At 66.7% G+C, this 16,792-nt stretch carries 17 protein-coding genes and 1 pseudogene; 9 read left to right on the top strand and 9 right to left on the bottom strand.

The window, feature by feature from the left end; translation table 11 throughout:
• The 8 genes and pseudogenes from QAR72_RS10000 to QAR72_RS09965 form a co-directional block, all read right to left on the bottom strand.
• A pseudogene (locus QAR72_RS10000) lies at positions 1-485 on the bottom strand (mannitol dehydrogenase family protein); the annotation flags it as partial.
• Between the two features lie 71 nt (positions 486-556).
• Positions 557-1,561, bottom strand: a complete 1,005-nt coding sequence (locus tag QAR72_RS09995; protein ID WP_304617230.1) for an ABC transporter ATP-binding protein — start codon at positions 1,559-1,561, stop codon at positions 557-559.
• A 9-nt stretch (positions 1,562-1,570) separates the two neighbouring features.
• Positions 1,571-2,401 (bottom strand): carbohydrate ABC transporter permease, encoded by an 831-nt coding sequence (locus tag QAR72_RS09990; RefSeq protein ID WP_304617229.1) that lies wholly within the window; start codon positions 2,399-2,401, stop codon positions 1,571-1,573.
• A 12-nt stretch (positions 2,402-2,413) separates the two neighbouring features.
• A complete protein-coding gene (locus QAR72_RS09985) occupies positions 2,414-3,286 on the bottom strand; it encodes a carbohydrate ABC transporter permease (protein WP_304617228.1) in 873 nt (290 codons plus the stop codon).
• Positions 3,287-3,415: 129 nt separating this feature from the next.
• Positions 3,416-4,732, bottom strand: coding sequence for an ABC transporter substrate-binding protein (locus tag QAR72_RS09980; protein ID WP_304617227.1), 1,317 nt, complete (start codon positions 4,730-4,732; stop codon positions 3,416-3,418).
• Positions 4,733-4,840: 108 nt separating this feature from the next.
• Positions 4,841-5,812 (bottom strand): sugar-binding transcriptional regulator, encoded by a 972-nt coding sequence (locus QAR72_RS09975; RefSeq protein ID WP_304617226.1) that lies wholly within the window; start codon positions 5,810-5,812, stop codon positions 4,841-4,843.
• Positions 5,809-6,462 (bottom strand): HAD family hydrolase, encoded by a 654-nt coding sequence (locus QAR72_RS09970; protein WP_304617225.1) that lies wholly within the window; start codon positions 6,460-6,462, stop codon positions 5,809-5,811. Before QAR72_RS09970 ends, QAR72_RS09975 begins: the two co-directional genes overlap by 4 nt.
• A gap of 40 nt (positions 6,463-6,502) precedes the next feature.
• On the bottom strand, positions 6,503-7,195 hold the full coding sequence (locus QAR72_RS09965; protein ID WP_304617224.1) for a hypothetical protein: 693 nt from the start codon (positions 7,193-7,195) through the stop codon (positions 6,503-6,505).
• 447 nt (positions 7,196-7,642) lie between these two features.
• Here QAR72_RS09965 and QAR72_RS09960 point away from each other — a divergent pair, with 447 nt between their 5' ends.
• Both QAR72_RS09960 and QAR72_RS09955 read left to right on the top strand, forming a co-directional pair.
• On the top strand, positions 7,643-8,947 hold the full coding sequence (locus QAR72_RS09960) for an AAA family ATPase (protein ID WP_304617223.1): 1,305 nt from the start codon (positions 7,643-7,645) through the stop codon (positions 8,945-8,947).
• The gene (locus tag QAR72_RS09955; protein ID WP_304617222.1) at positions 8,944-10,053 is read left to right on the top strand and encodes a ParB/RepB/Spo0J family partition protein; all 1,110 of its coding nucleotides are present in this window, start codon (positions 8,944-8,946) and stop codon (positions 10,051-10,053) included. The genes QAR72_RS09960 and QAR72_RS09955 overlap by 4 nt, the downstream gene beginning before the upstream one ends.
• 126 nt (positions 10,054-10,179) lie before the next feature.
• Here the strand turns inward: QAR72_RS09955 and QAR72_RS09950 are convergent, their stop codons facing one another.
• A complete protein-coding gene (locus QAR72_RS09950) occupies positions 10,180-10,791 on the bottom strand; it encodes a LysE/ArgO family amino acid transporter (protein ID WP_304617221.1) in 612 nt (203 codons plus the stop codon).
• Positions 10,792-10,881: 90 nt separating this feature from the next.
• Between QAR72_RS09950 and QAR72_RS09945 the strand changes: the two genes are divergently transcribed.
• The 7 genes from QAR72_RS09945 to paaD all read left to right on the top strand — a co-directional run bounded on the left by QAR72_RS09945 (position 10,882) and on the right by paaD (position 16,782).
• Positions 10,882-11,796, top strand: a complete 915-nt coding sequence (locus tag QAR72_RS09945) for a LysR family transcriptional regulator ArgP (RefSeq protein ID WP_304617220.1) — start codon at positions 10,882-10,884, stop codon at positions 11,794-11,796.
• Positions 11,797-11,869: 73 nt separating this feature from the next.
• Positions 11,870-12,715, top strand: a complete 846-nt coding sequence (locus QAR72_RS09940) for a PaaX family transcriptional regulator C-terminal domain-containing protein (RefSeq protein WP_304617219.1) — start codon at positions 11,870-11,872, stop codon at positions 12,713-12,715.
• Between the two features lie 146 nt (positions 12,716-12,861).
• Positions 12,862-14,067 carry a 3-oxoadipyl-CoA thiolase gene (gene pcaF / locus QAR72_RS09935; protein ID WP_304617218.1) on the top strand — a complete coding sequence of 402 codons (1,206 nt, stop codon included), beginning with the start codon at positions 12,862-12,864 and terminating at the stop codon, positions 14,065-14,067.
• Between the two features lie 14 nt (positions 14,068-14,081).
• Entirely contained in the window at positions 14,082-15,068 is a 987-nt protein-coding gene (paaA, locus tag QAR72_RS09930) for a 1,2-phenylacetyl-CoA epoxidase subunit PaaA (RefSeq protein WP_304617217.1), read from the top strand.
• A 49-nt stretch (positions 15,069-15,117) separates the two neighbouring features.
• Positions 15,118-15,402, top strand: coding sequence for a 1,2-phenylacetyl-CoA epoxidase subunit PaaB (paaB, locus tag QAR72_RS09925; protein WP_304617216.1), 285 nt, complete (start codon positions 15,118-15,120; stop codon positions 15,400-15,402).
• A complete protein-coding gene (gene paaC / locus QAR72_RS09920) occupies positions 15,402-16,259 on the top strand; it encodes a 1,2-phenylacetyl-CoA epoxidase subunit PaaC (RefSeq protein ID WP_304617215.1) in 858 nt (285 codons plus the stop codon). The genes paaB and paaC overlap by 1 nt, the downstream gene beginning before the upstream one ends.
• A 4-nt stretch (positions 16,260-16,263) precedes the next feature.
• The gene (paaD, locus tag QAR72_RS09915; protein WP_304617214.1) at positions 16,264-16,782 is read left to right on the top strand and encodes a 1,2-phenylacetyl-CoA epoxidase subunit PaaD; all 519 of its coding nucleotides are present in this window, start codon (positions 16,264-16,266) and stop codon (positions 16,780-16,782) included.
• Positions 16,783-16,792: the final 10 nt, after the last annotated feature.

The raw sequence follows: 16,792 nt of genomic DNA, 5'->3' as shown, positions 1-16,792 counted from the left end.
CGCGGCGCATCGGGATGGGCCGCGTCATGGCGGATCTCGGGATGCGCGGCGTCGAAGCCGTCGGTCAGTGCATCGACGAAATAGCCGCCCTCGGTGATGGTCAGCGAGACGATGCGGATTCGCGGGTCCGACATGGCCGCGATCACGGCCTCCGGTTCGACAGCAGCGAAGTCGATCATCGGCCCCAGGATGCGCGCAGACAGACCCGCCGGGTCCAGATCGACCAGCGTGCTCAGCCAGTCCTGCCGCGCCAGCCGATCCCGCATCGCCTGATCGCCCGCGCGAACGCCCGCGCCGACCAGCGCCCAATCATGCCCCTCGCCCAGGGCGAAAAGGCGGTCCAGATACCAGGCCAGATGGGCGCGGTGGAAGTTGCCGACACCCAGATGCAGGATGCCGGGCGACAGGCGGGCGCGGTCATAGCCGGGGCGCGCGACTTCGGGGGGCAATTGGGCCAGAGCGGCCTCGGTCAGAGAGATGGCCATGGTCGGACCTTTCGTCATGCGGCACCGGGCCGCCGCGGCGGCCGGGCCAAGGTTTGCGGGAAGCGGCGCGGTCAGGGCAGCCGCAGGCCCCCGTCATCAAAGCGGTGCAGTTTCGAGACATCGGGCGTCAGCCAAACCGTGTCGCCGTGATGCAGGTCGATCTCGCCGCCTGCGCGCACGGTAATCGTCTCGGCCAGACCGGTATCCTCGACATAGAAGAACGTGTCGCTGCCCAGATGCTCGCTGACGCCGATCCGGCCCTTCCACGCGCCTTCGGTGGCCGAGACGCCGATATGTTCGGGGCGGATGCCGATCGTGGCGGCGCCGTGTTCGGCGGCGACCGGCCCGGTCAGAAGGTTCATCCGGGGGCTGCCGATGAAGCCCGCGACGAACAGGTTCCTGGGCGCGCGATACAGCTCCATCGGGCTGCCGACCTGTTCGATCCGACCCGCATTCAGCACCACGATCTTGTCGGCCATGGTCATCGCCTCGACCTGATCATGGGTGACATAGACCATCGTGGTCTTCAGCCGGTTGTGCAATTCGCTGATCTCAAGCCGCATCCCCACCCGCAAGGCGGCATCGAGGTTCGACAGCGGCTCGTCGAACAGAAAGGCCGAGGGCTCGCGCACGATGGCGCGGCCGATGGCGACGCGCTGGCGCTGGCCGCCCGACAGCTGGCCGGGGCGGCGGTCCAGATAGGCGGTCAGGTTCAGCGCCTTGGCGGCGGCCTCGATCCGGCGGTTCTGCTCGTCCTGCGGGATGCCGGCCATGCGCATCGGAAAGGCGATGTTCTTCCTGACCGACATATGCGGATAAAGCGCGTAGGACTGGAACACCATCGCCAGCCCGCGCCGCGCGGGCGGCAGGGCGGTCGCGTCCTTCCCGTCGATCAGGATGCGCCCGCCGGACGTATCCTCCAGCCCCGCGATCAGGCGCAAGAGGGTCGATTTCCCGCAGCCCGAGGGGCCGACGAAGACCACGAATTCACCGTCATTGATGTCCAGATCAAGCGGCGGGATCACCTCGACCTCGCCGAATTTCTTGGTCACGTTCTCAAGGGTGATGCGTCCCATGATGGCCCCTCATTTCACCGCGCCGAAGGTCAGGCCGCGGACAAGTTGTTTCTGGCTGAACCAGCCCAGGATCAGGATCGGCGCGATCGCCATGGTCGAGGCCGCCGAGAGTTTCGCGTAGAACAGCCCCTCGGGCGACGAATAGCTGGCGATGAAGGCCGTCAGCGGCGCCGAACGCGCGGCGGTCAGGTTCAGCGTCCAGAAGGCCTCGTTCCAGGCGAGGATCACGTTCAGAAGCAGCGTCGAGGCGATGCCGGGGATCGCCATCGGCGTCAGCACATACAGGATCTCGGACCGCAGCGTCGCGCCGTCCATCCGCGCGGCCTCGAGGATCTCGGCCGGGATCTCGCGGAAATAGGTATAGAGCATCCAGACGATGATCGGCAGGTTGATCAGCGTCAGCACGCCCACCAGCAGGATGCGCGTGTCCAGCAGCCCGGTATTGCGGGCCAGCAGGTAGATCGGCACCAGAACGCCGACCGCGGGCAGCATCTTGGTGGACAGCATCCACATCAGGATGTCGCGCGTCCGCCGCCCCGGCACGAAGGCCATCGACCAGGCGGCGGGGATCGCGATCAGCAGGCCGATCAGCGTCGAGCCGAACGAGATCACGACCGAGTTCCAGAAGTGCCGGAAATAGTTCGACCGCTCCTGCACGGTGACGTAATTGGCCAGCGTCCAGTCGAAGTTCAGGAATTTCGGCGGGATGGCGATGGCGTCGGCCTCGGACTTGAAGCTGGTCAGCACGGTCCAGAGGATCGGAAAGAAGATCAGCAGGCCGATGGTCCAGGCGATCAGCGTGGTGACGGCCTTGCGGCGGGTGGTGACGGCGCGGGGCATGGGTCTTCCTCCTTACGCGTCGAGATTCTTGCCGATCATCCGCATCAGGAAGATCGCCACAATATTGGCCAGGATGATCGCCACGACCCCGCCTGCCGAACCAAGGCCCACATCGAATTGCAGCAGCGACTGCATGTAGACGAGGAAGGTCAGGTTGGTGCTGGCCGTGCCGGGACCGCCATTCGTCGTCACCAGAATCTCGGCGAAGATCGACAGCAGAAAGATCGTCTGGATCAGGATCACCACCGTGATGGCGCGCGCCAGATGCGGCAGGGTGATGAACCAGAACCGCGCCAGGGGCCCTGCCCCGTCCATCTCGGCGGCCTCCATCTGCTCGCTGTTCAGCGATTGCAGAGCCGTCAGCAGGATCAGCGCGGCAAAGGGCAGCCATTGCCAGGCCACGATCCCGATGATCGAGGCCAGCGGCGCATGGGTGAGAAAATCGTAGGGTTGCAGCCCGACGCTGCGCGCCAGCCAGGCGAAGACCCCGTTCACGGGGTTCATGAACATGTTCTTCCAGACCAGCGCCGACACGGTGGGCATCACGAAGAAGGGCGCCAGCACCAGCAGCCGCACGATCCCCTGCCCCCAGAACGGCTGGTCCAGAAGCAGCGCGATCAGGATGCCGCCGATCACCGTGATGGTCAGCACCCCCCCGACCAGCACCAGCGTGTTGCGCAGCGCGGCCATGAAGGCGGGATCGGTGAAGAAGTAATGGTAATTCTCGAAACCCGCCCAGCTTTCCATGCCGGGCATCAACAGGTTGTAGCGCAGGAACGAGAAATACAGCGTCATCGACAGCGGCACGATCATCCAGCCGAGCAGCAGGATCACCGCGGGCGAGATCATCAGCCTTGCGGCCGTGCGTGAAGCCTTGGTTGACATGCGCTTGCACCTTTGCCGGGGCGGCCGCCTGCGGGCGGGCCGGTCGTTTGCGTAGGGATCGTCTGCGTCAGGGGTGGGGGCGCGCTTGTAGAGATGAGGGCGCGCGCCCCCTCAGGCGTCTTGGTGCGCCTATTTCGGATAGCCCGCGCGGGTCATCTCGCGCGTGGTCAGTGCCTGGGCATTGGCCAGCGCCTGCTCTGCCGTGGCCTGTCCGGCCAGAGCCGCCGCGAATTGCTGGCCGACCGCCGTGCCGATCCCCTGGAATTCGGGAATGGCGACGAACTGCACGCCGGTATAGGGCACCGGATCAACCGTCGGGTTGGTCGGATCGGCGGCGTTGATGCTGTCCAGCGTCATCTGGGCGAACGGAACCGAGGCATATTCGGGATTGTCGTAAAGCGACTGGCGGGTGCCCGGCGGCACGTTTGCCCAGCCCTCGCGCTCGGCGACCAGCGCGGTATATTCCTTCGAGGTCGCCCAGGCCACGAATTGCTTGGCGGCATCGACCTTCTGGCTGCCCGCCGGAATGCCAAGCGACCAGGCCCACAGCCAGTTGCCGCGCTTGCCCAGCCCGTTATCGGGCGCCAGGGCGAAGCCGACGCTGTCGGCGACGGTCGAATCGGCGGGGTTCGTCACGAAGCTGGCCGCGACCGTGGCGTCGATCCACATGCCGCACTTGCCCTGCTGGAACAGCGCGAGGTTCTCGTTGAAGCCGTTGTTTGCCGCGCCCGGAGGACCGTATTCCGTCAGCAGCATCAGGTAATCGTCCAGCGTCGCGCGCCATTCGGGGCTGTCGAACTGGGGGGTCCATTCCTCGTCGAACCAGCGCGCGCCATAGCTGTTGGCCATGGCGGTGATAAAGGCCATGTTCTCGCCCCAGCCCGCCTTGCCGCGCAGGCAGATGCCGTAGATTTCGGCATCGCGGTCGGTCATCGCGGCGGCGGCTTCCTTGATGAAGTCCCAGCTGGGCGCGTCCGGCATCTCAAGCCCCGCAGCCTCCATCAGGTCGCGGCGATACATGACCATCGAGCTTTCGCCGTAGAAGGGCGCGGCGTAAAGCTCGCCATCCACCGTCAGACCGTCCCGGATCGCGGGCAGCAGGTCGTCGGCATCCCATTCCTCGGGCAGGTCGTTCAACGAGACCAGCCAGCCCTGCGCGCCCCAGATCGGAACCTCGTAGGTGCCGATGGTCATCACATCGTACTGGCCGCCGCGCGTGGCGATGTCGGTGGTGACGCGCTGGCGCAGGACGTTTTCCTCCAGCGTGACCCATTCGACGGTAATGCCGGGGTGCTTTTCGGTGAAATCCGAGGTCAGCGCCTGCATCCGGATCATGTCGCCGTTGTTCACCGTGGCGACGGTCAGCGTCACATTCTCCTGCGCGGCGACGCTGCCGGCGGCGCACAGCGCCGTTGCGCCCAAAAGGGCGCGGAATGTCGTCTTCATGCTATCCTCCCTTGCCGGTTGGGCATTTGCCCCGCCGATGGGCAAATATTCACCCGATGCGCGTGACTTGTCAACGCCCTCTTTCGGCGCCGTGCCGCAGATGCCGTTTCAGGCTGGGTCGGACAGAAGCCGCTCTGCCGTGGCCTCTGAGGTGATGAGGCCGTTGACCAGCCTTCCCCTCAGGGCTGCGCGAATCGCGGCCAGCTTGGCCTGGCCGGAGGCCATCGCCCAGACGGGGCGTTCCGGCGCCGCCGGCAGCGGGGCCGAGGCGACGCGGCGATTATAGGCGCAATCCAGCACCTGCCCCTCGCCGTCATAGATCCAGGACGTGATCTCGCCCACCGCGCCGGCGCGGGTCAGCTCGTCAAGCTCGGCAGATGAGAGAAAGCCGTCCACATGCAGCGGCGCGCTCGGATCCATCTGGCCGACGCCGACCAGCGACAGATCGGCCTTTTCGCACAGCATGATCGTGTTGCGCGCGCCGGGCTGCGCCTGCATCGCGGCCAGCGTCTGCGGATCGGGGGCCAGAACCGGCAGCGGATAGGGATAATGCGGCGCCCCGATCCGGTCGGCCAGCCGGATCGTCGCGTTATAGGCGGTCGCCGATCCGTCCTCCATCATGTTGCCCAGCCGCGAGACGACGACATGCTGCGGGCAGGACATGCGCGGCACCTGCTCGACCATGGCGCGCAGGTTGCGCCCGGTGCCAAGACTGATCACGCGCCGCTCGGGCGATTTCAGCACGCGTTCCAGCAGGGCGGCGGCGGCGATGGCAAGGCCGGTCAGCAGGTCCGGCGCCTCGGGGTCCGAGGGCACGACCTCGCATCCCTGCAGCCCGAAGCGGTCGGTCAGCCGCGCCGCAAGGTCCATGCAGCGCCCGATCGGATGGTCCAGCCGAACCTTGATCAGCCGCTCGGCCATCGCCATGGCGACCAGCCGCTGCGCGCTCTGGCGACTGACGCCCAGCTTGCGCGCAATCTCGTCCTGGGTGTTGCCCGCGACGTAATAGAGCCAGCCCGCGCGCGCTGCATCGTCCAGACGCGCGGCTTCGGGGGTGAACCTCGTCGGCGGCTGGGTCATGACGCCTCCAGCTGCGCGAGAATGGCGCCAAGGCACGTCCAGTCGTCAAAGCTCTGGGCCCCGGCGGGCGGTGCGATCCCGGCCAGATGGGCGCCGCCGCCGTAATGCAGGACCGCCATGCCGGCGGCGCGCGCGGCTTCCAGACCGGGGGGACTGTCCTCGATCACCAGCACGCGGTCGGGACTTGCCTGCATGCGCACGGCCGCATGAAGGAACAGGTCCGGGGCCGGCTTGCCCCGCGCCACTTCCGAGGCCGTGAAGACATGCGCGCCAAAGGCCTCCTGCAGCCCCAGAACCGCAAGAGTGCGCGCAACGCGGGGCGGGCTGGACGAGGTCGCCACGCAGCAGCGTCGCCCCAGCCCGGCCAGCATGGCCGAAAAGCCCGGCGTTTCCTTCAGGTCGGCCTCGAACCGCTCCATTAAACGGGCGCGGTAGCTGGCCTCGAAATCGTCGGGCAGCGGACGTCCCGACCGGGCGCGGATGCCGGCAGCCACTGTCGGGAAACTGCGCCCCAGAAAGTCGCGGCGGACATCGTCGGGCGTCACGACGATGCCGAGGTCTGCAAGCTGCGCGATCAGCACCTCGGCCGACAGGATCTCGCTGTCGGCGATGACGCCGTCGCAATCGAAGATGATCAGGTCGAACCGCATGTCGAAGCTTTAGGTCCGCCCCCCTGCCCTGTCCAGCATGTCACGGTGCCTCGATCCGCAATCCCCGGAAGGTCGGATCCAGCCTGCGCCCGGCCGTTTCCAGCCGCGCCAGCAGATGCGTGCGCAGATATGTGGCGTGAAAGCGCGAGGGCGCGGCAAGGGTCAGCACGCCTTCGGCCTCGTCGATCTCGACCAGGGGCGCGAACCAGGCGCCGTAGATCACCGCATCCTCGGCATGAAGGACCGAGCGCATCCGACCCCACAGCCCCGGCTCGACCTGCGAAGGCGTCTTGCGGAACGGAACGACATTGGCGTCGGGCTGCGGATTTGCGTTCTCCTCGCCCCCGCGTGCTGCCATCCGGGCCACGTAATCCTCGCCGATATTGGGCCAGGCGGGTCGCGTATCCAGCAGGATGCGCTCGAGGTCCAGACCTAGGACCGACACCCTGCCCCGCGCCCCCTGACGCTTGACCCGCAGCCAGCCTATCGCGCGAAGCTGCGCCATGTCGCGCTTGACCGTGCGCTCGTCCACGCACCAGAGCCGCGCGATCTCGCGCTGGCCCATGCAAAGCTCGTCCCGCTGCCAATTGTATCGGGTGGTGATCAGCGCCATCAGTCTCAGGACCAGCCTCTGGGCGACCGGCCCGCCGGCCAGTGCATGCGCCATCAGCGCCGACAGGATGTCGTATTTCTTCGCCGCGGCGTCACGCCCGACGGGTTTGATGACCTGCATCGCTGCTCCTGCCCGGTGGCCGGGTTATCCCTTGGCCGGTTACTGCTCTGGCGGTGTTTCAGGCGCTTCGCAACGTCTTTCACCGCTCTCTGGCCATTAGCGTCCTGAAACACGATTCTGTCAAGCAGATTGGCCGGACAGGTCCGGCGTTAGCCCCGATCAAGAAAAGAATCCGGTATCAATGGTATAGGGTGACATTCAAAACGTCCCCTATTCCGCGCGTCATGTCACCCAATCCGTGGCGGAGACGCGGAGTTTGTCCCCCATATCCAGCGTCTGGCGTCCTTGGGGCCCGGCTTGGCCAAGCCGGGTTGCGGCGCCGATTCGCCTAGCAGGTGCTGGAAAACGCGCGGACCGCGATTTATTCAACAACGCTTTTGCCAAAAGCGCAAATAAGTCGTAAAAGGAAGACCGGCAGTAATTTGCGTCCTTCAATACAGGCAGATCATGTTTACCCATCAGGACCTCTCGCGGCTGCAGGCGCAGTCGCTGAAGATGCAGGGCTGGATCAGGCGCCAGACCTTCAGCCCCTCGAACGAGAAGACGCTGCGGCGGTTCTCCAGCTGGGAGGTGGCCGAGCTCATCTTCCGCATGAACCAGTCGACCTTCCGCGGCAAGCTGGCGGCGGATCCGAACCTTCCCCTCGGGGAAGTCGAGGAGGATGGCCGCCAGCGCTGGTTCAGCCTGGAGGAGGTGAACGAGTTGCGGCGCCGCATCCGGGTGAACAAGAAGTCGCTGATGCCGCCCCGCCCCGAAGGGAAGCGCGCATTCCGCGCGGCCATCGCCAATTTCAAGGGCGGCGCGGGCAAGAGCACCGTGGCGCTGCATTTCGCCCACGCGGCCGCGCTTGACGGCTATCGGGTGCTGGTCGTCGATTTCGATCCGCAGGCGACGCTGTCCCATTCGATGGGTCTGACCGATGTGGGCGAGGATCACACCGTCTGGGGCATCATGGCACGCGATCTCGAGCGCGAGACCGACCGCATGAACGCCGCCAGTGCCGGAGCCGAGTCGGGTACCGCCCTGCCCCATCGCAAGCTACCCGCCTCGATCCGCGACATGGGTCTGGGCTCGCTGCGTGTGGCGGACTTCATCAAGCCGACGGCCTGGCCGACGATCGACATCGTGCCCAGCTGCGCCAATGCGGCCTTTGTCGAGTTCGCCAGCGCCCAGTATCGGCACCTGAACCCGGAATGGACCTTCTTCGGTGCGGTGTCGCGCTTCCTCGACAGCCTGGCCGACGACGCCTATGACCTGATCCTCTTCGACTGCCCGCCGGCCATCGGCTATCAGTCGATGAACGCTGTCTTCGCGGCCGACATGCTCTATATTCCTTCTGGGCCCGGCTACTGGGAATACGATTCGACCACGAGCTTCATCGGTCAGCTGGCCGAGGCGCTGGAGGATCTGTCCCACGGCTTCGAGAACTTCCCCACGGGGAAGATCGCGCTGCCCAAGGCCTTTGCCGATATCCGCTTCCTGATGACGCGCTACGAGCCGTCGAACGAGCTGCATCAGGCCATGTTCGGCGCCTTCCGTCAGGTCTTCGGCGATCGCGTCGCGCAGCACCCGATCGAGTTGACGCGCGCGGTCGAACAATCCGGGCGCTTCCTCAGCTCGATCTACGAGATCGACTACCGCGAGATGACGCGCGGAACCTGGCGCCGGGCACGGGCGACCTTCGATCAGGCCTATGAGGAATTCCGGGGGCACGTCCTGACCGCCTGGACCCAGCAGGAGGGCGAGGCATGAGTCGCAAGCGCCGGATGTTCGACATCGACCTGCCGACGGACGACGCGCCTGACTTCCCCGCGGGGAAGGAAGAGGTGCCCGCGCGCGGCGAGCAGCGTCGCGGCCCGATGGCCGCCGCCATTTCCGAGACCGCGGAATCGGCCCGTGACCGCGCCGCGATCGAGGCGCGCATCAGGGCCGAGAATGATGCCCTGGCGCAAGAGCATGTGCGGCTGAAGCGGGCAGGGCTGATCACCGACATGATCCCGCTTGATGCCATCGACACGCAGAAGCTCATCCGCGACCGTCGCCCCGTCGCGGATTTCGAACTGGCCGAACTGGTCGCGTCGATCCGCGAGATCGGGCTGTCGAACCCGATCCGGGTCGAGCCCGCCGGCGAGGGGCGCTACGAGCTGATCCAGGGCTGGCGGCGGCTGTCGGCCTATCGCCAGCTTCTTGACGAGACCGGCGATGCCGATGCCTGGGGCCGGATCCCGGCAGGGATCGCGGCGCGGGGCGATGCGCTGGAAAGCCTCTATCGGCGGATGGTGGACGAGAACATGGTCCGCAAGGACATCTCGTTCGCCGAGATGGCGCAGCTTGCGCTGCATTACGCGATGGATCCGCTGACCGAAGAGAACGATCCCGAAAAGGCCGTCGCGATCCTGTTCAAGTCGGCGGGCTACCAGAAGCGCAGCTATATCCGCAACTTCATCCCTCTGGTCGAACGGCTGGGCGAGACGCTGATGTATCCGCAGGAAATCCCGCGCGCCCTGGGGCTGGCTCTGGCGCAGCGGCTGGCCGATGTGCCGGGCCTCGCCGCGGCCATCAAGTCCGAGCTGCGCGATTGGGACACCCGGTCTATCACGGATGAACTGGCGGTGCTGCGCCGCTATGCAGGGCAGGGCGGCGAGATGCCCGAGGGCGTCGCCCCGCCGAAGACCGGCCCCGAGCCGCGCGAAGCTGCCAAAGCCAAGACCAGCTTCCAGCTTCAGCGGGCGCAGGGCACTGCCAAATGCATCGCGGCCGACGGCCGGCTCGAGATCCGGCTGGCGCGCGACTTCTCGACCATCGACCGGCGCAAGCTGGAAGCGGCCGTCGCGGCCATGCTAGATCAGATCGAGTGACCTTCCCCGCGGGGAAGCCCCGGCGGCAGCGCCGCCGGGGGTCGAACCTGCGAAAGCGCCGAAGTGATCATCACAAACTCTTTCAAGTGATGTTATGAGAGGTAAGCGATGGCTCTATTAATGCCTTCACCCTCCCAGAACCAGACCGGCCGCGATCCCCCACATCACCAGCGCGATGACGAATTCCAGCAGCCGCCACGCCGAGGGGCGGGCAAAGACTGGGCGCAGCAGGGCGGCGCCGTAGCCCAAGGCGAAGAAGAACAGGAACGATCCTGAAACCGCCCCGGCCGCAAATTCCAGCTGCGAGCCCTCGAACCGCGTCGAGATCGCTCCCAGCAGAACCACCGTGTCGAGCCAGACATGCGGGTTCAGCCAGGTGATCGCCAGGCAGGCCAGCAGGGTGCGCGCCAGTCCGTCCGAGCTGCGCCGCGTCTCGACCACCAGCGCCGCGTTCGAGGACAGGGCCGAGCGCAGGCTGCGCGCACCATACCAGATCAGGAAGGCTGCACCCGCGTAGCGCATCGTCTCGGCAAGCCACGGCATCAGCGCGGTGATGCGACCGAAGCCCGCCACGCCCAGCACGATGAGGATCGCGTCGGACAGCGCGCAGGTCAGGCAGACGGCCAGCACATGCTCGCCCCTGAGGCCCTGCCGCAGGACAAAGGCGTTCTGCGCCCCGATCGCGACAATCAGGCTGAGGCCGGTCATCATGCCGACGAGATAGGTGGACAGGCTCATGCGTGGCTCCCTGGATGTCATCCTTGCCCTAGCGCGCCATTGGGCATTAGACAAACTCAAGATGCTGACCCTGAAACAGGATTGCTAAAGATGCTGGATTACAGCGCCGCCCGCGCCGTCGCCGCGATCATCCGCACCGGCAGCTTCGAGGCGGCCGCGCGCGAACTGGCGGTCACGCCGTCCGCGATCTCGCAGCGGGTCCGCAATCTGGAAGAGCGACTCGGCACCGTGCTGATCCGTCGAGGGCAGCCCTGCACCGCCACGCAGGCCGGCGACTGGCTCTGCCGCCATATCGAGCATGTGGGCATGCTGGAAAACGCGCTGATGCAGCATCTGCCCGGTCTGGCGGGCGAGGGGGTGCAACCGGTCACGCTGAACATCGCGGCCAATGCGGATTCCCTGGGGGCGTGGTTTCTGCCTGCACTGACCCGGTTCGCGGGCGAGACCGGCTATCTGTTCGACATCGCCATCGATGACGAGGCCCATACCGCCGACTGGCTGCGGCAGGGACGGGTGCTGGCCGCCGTCACAGCGCTGGCGCAGCCGGTGCCGGGCTGCGTGGTGACGCCGCTTGGACGGCTACCCTATCTAGCGACCGCCAGCCCCGATTTCATGCGCCGCCATTTCCCCGCAGGCGTGACGCCCGAGGCGCTGGCGCAGGCGCCCGCTCTGGTCTTCAACCAGAAGGACAGGCTTCAGGCGCGATGGGCGCGCCGGGTGACGGGTCTGGACCCCGTGTTGCGCTGCCATGCGCTGCCCTCGACCCAGGGCTTCGTCGATGCCTGCCTGGGCGGGCTGGGCTGGGGATTGAACCCGGCCATGCTGGTTCGCGACCATCTCGCCGCCGGGCGTCTGGTCGAGCTGTGTCCCGGTGCGGGGGTCGAGGTGGCTCTGTTCTGGCAGGTCAGCCGGCTGGCCGCGGTGCCGCTGCGCGGTCTGACGCGCGCGGTGCAGGCGGCGGCGCAGGTGCTGCGCGCCGAAGGGCAGGGGGCTGCGGGGTCCTGACCGGACGCGGCTTGCGGTTGTCGCGCGCGCCGCGATAGGCCAGAAGCGGGCCAGACCAGCAGGGAGAGCGCCGATGGAGATGCCGGAAAGGTTCTGCGGGGCCGCCCTTGCCCAGGCGCTGGAGGTTGCCGCACCGGGTTTCATCGTGACGGTTTACGGCGATGTGGTCGTCCCGCGCGGCGAGGTGCTGTGGATGGGCAGCCTGATCGAGACCTGCGCCCGGTCGGGCATCAGCGAGAACCTTGTCCGCACGGCGGTGTCGCGTCTGGTCGCATCGGGTCGGCTTCAGGGCGAAAGGCAGGGGCGGCGCAGCTTCTACCGGCTGGCCCCTGCCGCCCGGGCCGAATTCGCGGCGGCCACCCGGCGGCTCTACGACCGGGCGGCACGGCCGCAGGGCTGGATGCTTCTGGCGCTGGACGAGGTTCCCGACCAGTTGCGCCGCCGCTTTCACATGGCGGCGGCGGGCGGTTCCTGCTGGCTGGCGCCGGATTGGGGCGCCTTGCCGCCGGGCGCAAGGGTAATCATGCGCGTGCCCGATGACGCGCCCGAGGCGATGCCGGGGCTTGCCGATTTCTGGGATCTGGCGGCTCTTGCGGCGCGTTATGACGGCTTTCTGGCCCAGTTCGCCCCGGTCGGCGATGCGCTGGCGCAGGGCCATGTTCCGTCCGCCCCCGACGCGCTGACGTTGCGGCTGCTTCTGGTCCATGCCTATCGCGGCGCAGTGCTGCGCGATCCCTTCCTGCCCGAGGCGCTGCTGCCCGGGAACTGGTCGGGCAGTGCGGCGCGGGTCCTGTTCCGCGACCTCTATCTGCGGCTGACGCCCTTGGCCGCCCCCGCCATCGCGTCGCTGGAGGACATGGCGGGCCATCTTGCCGCAGAGACCGACGAAAGCCGCAGCCGGATCAACATGTTGCGCTGATCCGCCCCCCGGACCGGAGGCAACCGCGTCTTGAAACATTACGCAGCAATAGCGAAATTGCTTTGACGTGTAATGTTTCTGGTGTATCACTGACCGAGCGGTCGATGAATAATCGCCGCCGGGGGACGAATCGGAGGAATTCTGGAATGCAAGACGCCTTCATCTGCGACGCCGTGCGCACGCCCATCGGGCGCTATGGCGGGGCACTGGCCTCGGTCCGGGCGGACGATCTGGCCGCGCTGCCCCTGCGCGCGCTGATGGAGCGCAATCCCGGCGTCGACTGGTCGGCCGTGGACGACCTGATCTATGGCTGCGCCAACCAGGCGGGTGAGGATAACCGCAATGTCGGCCGCATGGCCGTGCTGCTGGCCGGGATGCCGGTCGGCGTGCCGGGGACGACCGTGAACCGACTTTGCGGGTCGGGGATGGATGCGATCGGCATGGCCGCGCGCGCGATCAGGGCGGGCGATTGCGACTTCGTCATCGCGGGCGGGGTCGAAAGCATGACCCGTGCGCCCTTCGTGATGCCCAAGGCCGAAAGCGCCTTTTCCCGCGCCAATGCGGTCTATGACACGACGATCGGCTGGCGCTTTCCGAACCCCGCGCTGAAGAAGATCTACGGCACCCATTCCATGCCGGAAACCGCCGACAACGTGGCCGCCGATTACGGCATCAGCCGCGCCGATCAGGACGCCTTTGCCGCCCGCAGCCAGGCGCGTTGGGCGGCCGCGCAAGAGGCCGGGATCTTCGCGCAGGAGATCGTGCCCGTCCATGTGCCGCAGAAGAAGGGCGATCCGGTCGTCTTCGACACGGACGAACATCCGCGCCCCGGCACCACGGTGGAACAGCTTGCGCGTCTCAGGGGTGTGAACGGTCCCGATCTGACGGTGACGGCGGGCAATGCCTCGGGGGTGAACGACGGCGCGGCGGCGCTGGCGATCCTGTCCGACCAGGCCGCCCGCGGGCAGGGCCTGACGCCCAAGGCGCGGATCGTCGCCATGGCCGCCGCCGGGGTCGAGCCGCGCGTGATGGGCGTCGGCCCCGCGCCCGCCGTGCGCAAGGTTCTGGCGCGCGCGGGCCTTACGCTGGACCAGATGGATGTGGTAGAATTGAACGAAGCCTTTGCCGCGCAGGCGCTGGCCGTTCTGCGCGATCTGGGTCTGCCGGACGATGCGCCGCATGTGAACCCTCATGGCGGCGCCATCGCTCTGGGTCATCCGCTTGGCATGTCGGGCGCCCGGCTTGTCACCACCGCCATGTATCACCTGCACCGCACCGGCGGACGCTATGCGCTTTGCACCATGTGCATCGGCGTCGGTCAGGGCATCGCCATCATCATCGAACGGGTCTGAAGGGAACGCACGCCATGTATGCTCAGCTTGTCAAATCCGAAGGCGCCAAATCGCGCGACGAGATGTCCCCCGGGGAGATCGCCTTTCAGGAGCGGATCGACCGGGGCGAGAAGATCGAGCCCAAGGAATGGATGCCCGAGGGCTATCGCAAGACGCTGATCCGCCAGATCGGCCAGCACGCGCATAGCGAAATCGTGGGCCAGCTGCCCGAGGGCAACTGGATCACCCGCGCCCCCACGCTGGAGCGCAAGGCGATCCTGCTGGCCAAGGTGCAGGACGAGGCGGGGCATGGCCTCTATCTCTATTCCGCCGCCGAGACGCTTGGCGTCAGCCGCGACGAGCTGCTGGAAAAGCTGCATTCCGGCAACATGAAATATTCGTCGATCTTCAACTATCCGACCCTGACCTGGGCCGATATGGGCGCGGTGGGCTGGCTGGTCGATGGCGCCGCCATCATGAACCAGGTACCGTTGCAGCGCACCAGCTATGGCCCCTACAGCCGCGCGATGATCCGCATCTGCAAGGAGGAATCCTTCCACCAGCGGCAGGGCTACGACATCATGATGAAGATGTGCGCGGGCACGCCCGAACAGAAGGCGATGGCGCAGGATGCGCTGAACCGGTTCTGGTATCCGTCGCTGATGATGTTCGGCCCGTCCGATAAGGATTCGGTCCATTCCGCGCAATCGATGGCGTGGAAGATCAAGATGAACACCAATGACGAGCTGCGTCAGAAATTCGTCGATCAGACCGTCCCGCAGGCCGAATATCTGGGCCTGACCATCCCCGACGAGAACCTGAAATGGAACGAGGAGAAGGGCGGCTACGATTTCAGCGAGCCCGACTGGTCCGAGTTCTTCGCCGTCATCGCCGGCAACGGCCCCTGCAATGCCGAACGGCTTGGCGCCCGCGTCAAGGCCTGGGAGGATGGCGCATGGTTCCGCGACGGGCTGATGGCGCATGCCGAAAAGGCCCGCAGCCAGCGCATCGCCGCCGAATAGACACGGGGGCGCGCGCCGCCCCCCTTTGCCAGATCACCGGGAGGAACCCATGTCCAGCGAATGGCCCCTTTGGGAAGTTTTCATCCGCGGCCAGCACGGCCTGAACCATCGCCATGTCGGCAGCCTGCACGCGCCTGACGCCGAGATCGCGATCCGTCATGCCCGCGACGTCTATACGCGCCGGAACGAGGGCGTATCGATCTGGGTCGTGCCGTCGAACGCGATCACGGCCTCGAGCCCGTCCGAAAAGGGCCCGCTGTTCGAGCCGTCGAATGCCAAGGTCTATCGCCACCCGACCTTTTTCGACATCCCCGAAGAAGTGGGGCATATGTGATGCCCTCGCTGCCTGACGTGATGACCCCCGAGGTCGAGAAGCTCGCCGCCGCGCAGGCGGGGCAGGGGGCGCCCGCGCCGCAGGACCAGACCCGCGACGCGCTGTTCGAATGGCTGCTGCGGACGGGCGACAATGCCCTGATCCTGGGCCATCGCGTGTCGGAATGGTGCGGCCACGCCCCCGCGCTGGAGGAAGACATCGCCCTGGCCAACCAGGCGCTGGACCTGATCGGGCAATGCCAGCTGTGGCTGGGCCTGGCCGGAGAGGTCGAGGGCCGTGGCCGCTCCGCCGACACTCTGGCCTATCTGCGCGATGCCGGCGCCTTCCGGAACCTGCTGCTGGTCGAGCGTCCGAACGGCGATTTCGGCCATACGCTGATGCGGCAGTTCCTGTTCGACGCTTTCCATATCGAATTGCTGGATGCCGCCGCCGCCTCGCCTGACGCGCGCATTGCCGAGATCGCCGCCAAGGCGAAAAAGGAAGTGGCCTATCATCTGGAACGCTCGGCCGATCTGGTGATCCGGCTTGGCGACGGCACCGCCGAAAGCCATGACCGGATGCAAAAGGCGCTGGACGCGCTCTGGTCCTATACGGGCGAGATGTTCCATGACGACGCCCATGACCGGGCGCTGGCCGAGGCGGGCGTGATTGCCGCTCCGTCCACCCTGCGCGCCGCGTGGGATCGGACCGTGGGGCAGGTCATGGCCGAGGCGACGCTGCGCCTGCCCGGCGATGTCTGGCAGCACGGTCTGACCGGCGCGGGCGGTGGCAAGCGCGGCGTTCACAGCGAACATCTGGGCTATATCCTGGCCGAGATGCAGTTCCTCCAGCGCGCCTATCCGGGCGCAACCTGGTAACGCCATGCAGGTGTTGCCCGATACCGCACAGGTCTGGGACTGGCTGGCCCAGGTGCCGGACCCCGAGATCCCGGTCATCTCGCTGACCGATCTGGGCATCATCCGCGATGTGGCCTGGCAGGGGGACACGCTGGTCGTCACGGTCACGCCCACCTATTCGGGTTGTCCGGCCACCACGGTCATCAATCTCGATATCGAGGCCGCCCTGCGCGCCCACGGCATCGAGAAGCTGGAGCTGAAGCGCCAGCTTTCGCCGCCCTGGACGACCGACTGGATCACGCCCGAGGGCCGCGAGAAGCTGCGCGCCTACGGCATCGCGCCCCCCGTTGACGGGACGGCGGCGGATGGACGGCTGGCGGGGCGCATCTCGCGTCTGGCGGGCAGGTCCAATCTGGTGATCGCCTGCCCGCGCTGCGGATCGAACGCGACGGAAAAGGTGAGCCAGTTCGGCTCGACCCCCTGCAAGGCCAGCTATCGCTGCACCGACTGCCTGGAACCCTTCGACTATTTCAAATGCATCTGAGGAACGCACC

Source organism: Paracoccus sp. (in: a-proteobacteria) (assembly GCF_030604785.1).
Classification (GTDB): Bacteria; Pseudomonadota; Alphaproteobacteria; order Rhodobacterales; family Rhodobacteraceae; genus Paracoccus.
The sequence above is the reverse complement of the archived record's forward strand: the minus strand, read 5'-3'. Positions and strand labels throughout refer to the sequence as shown.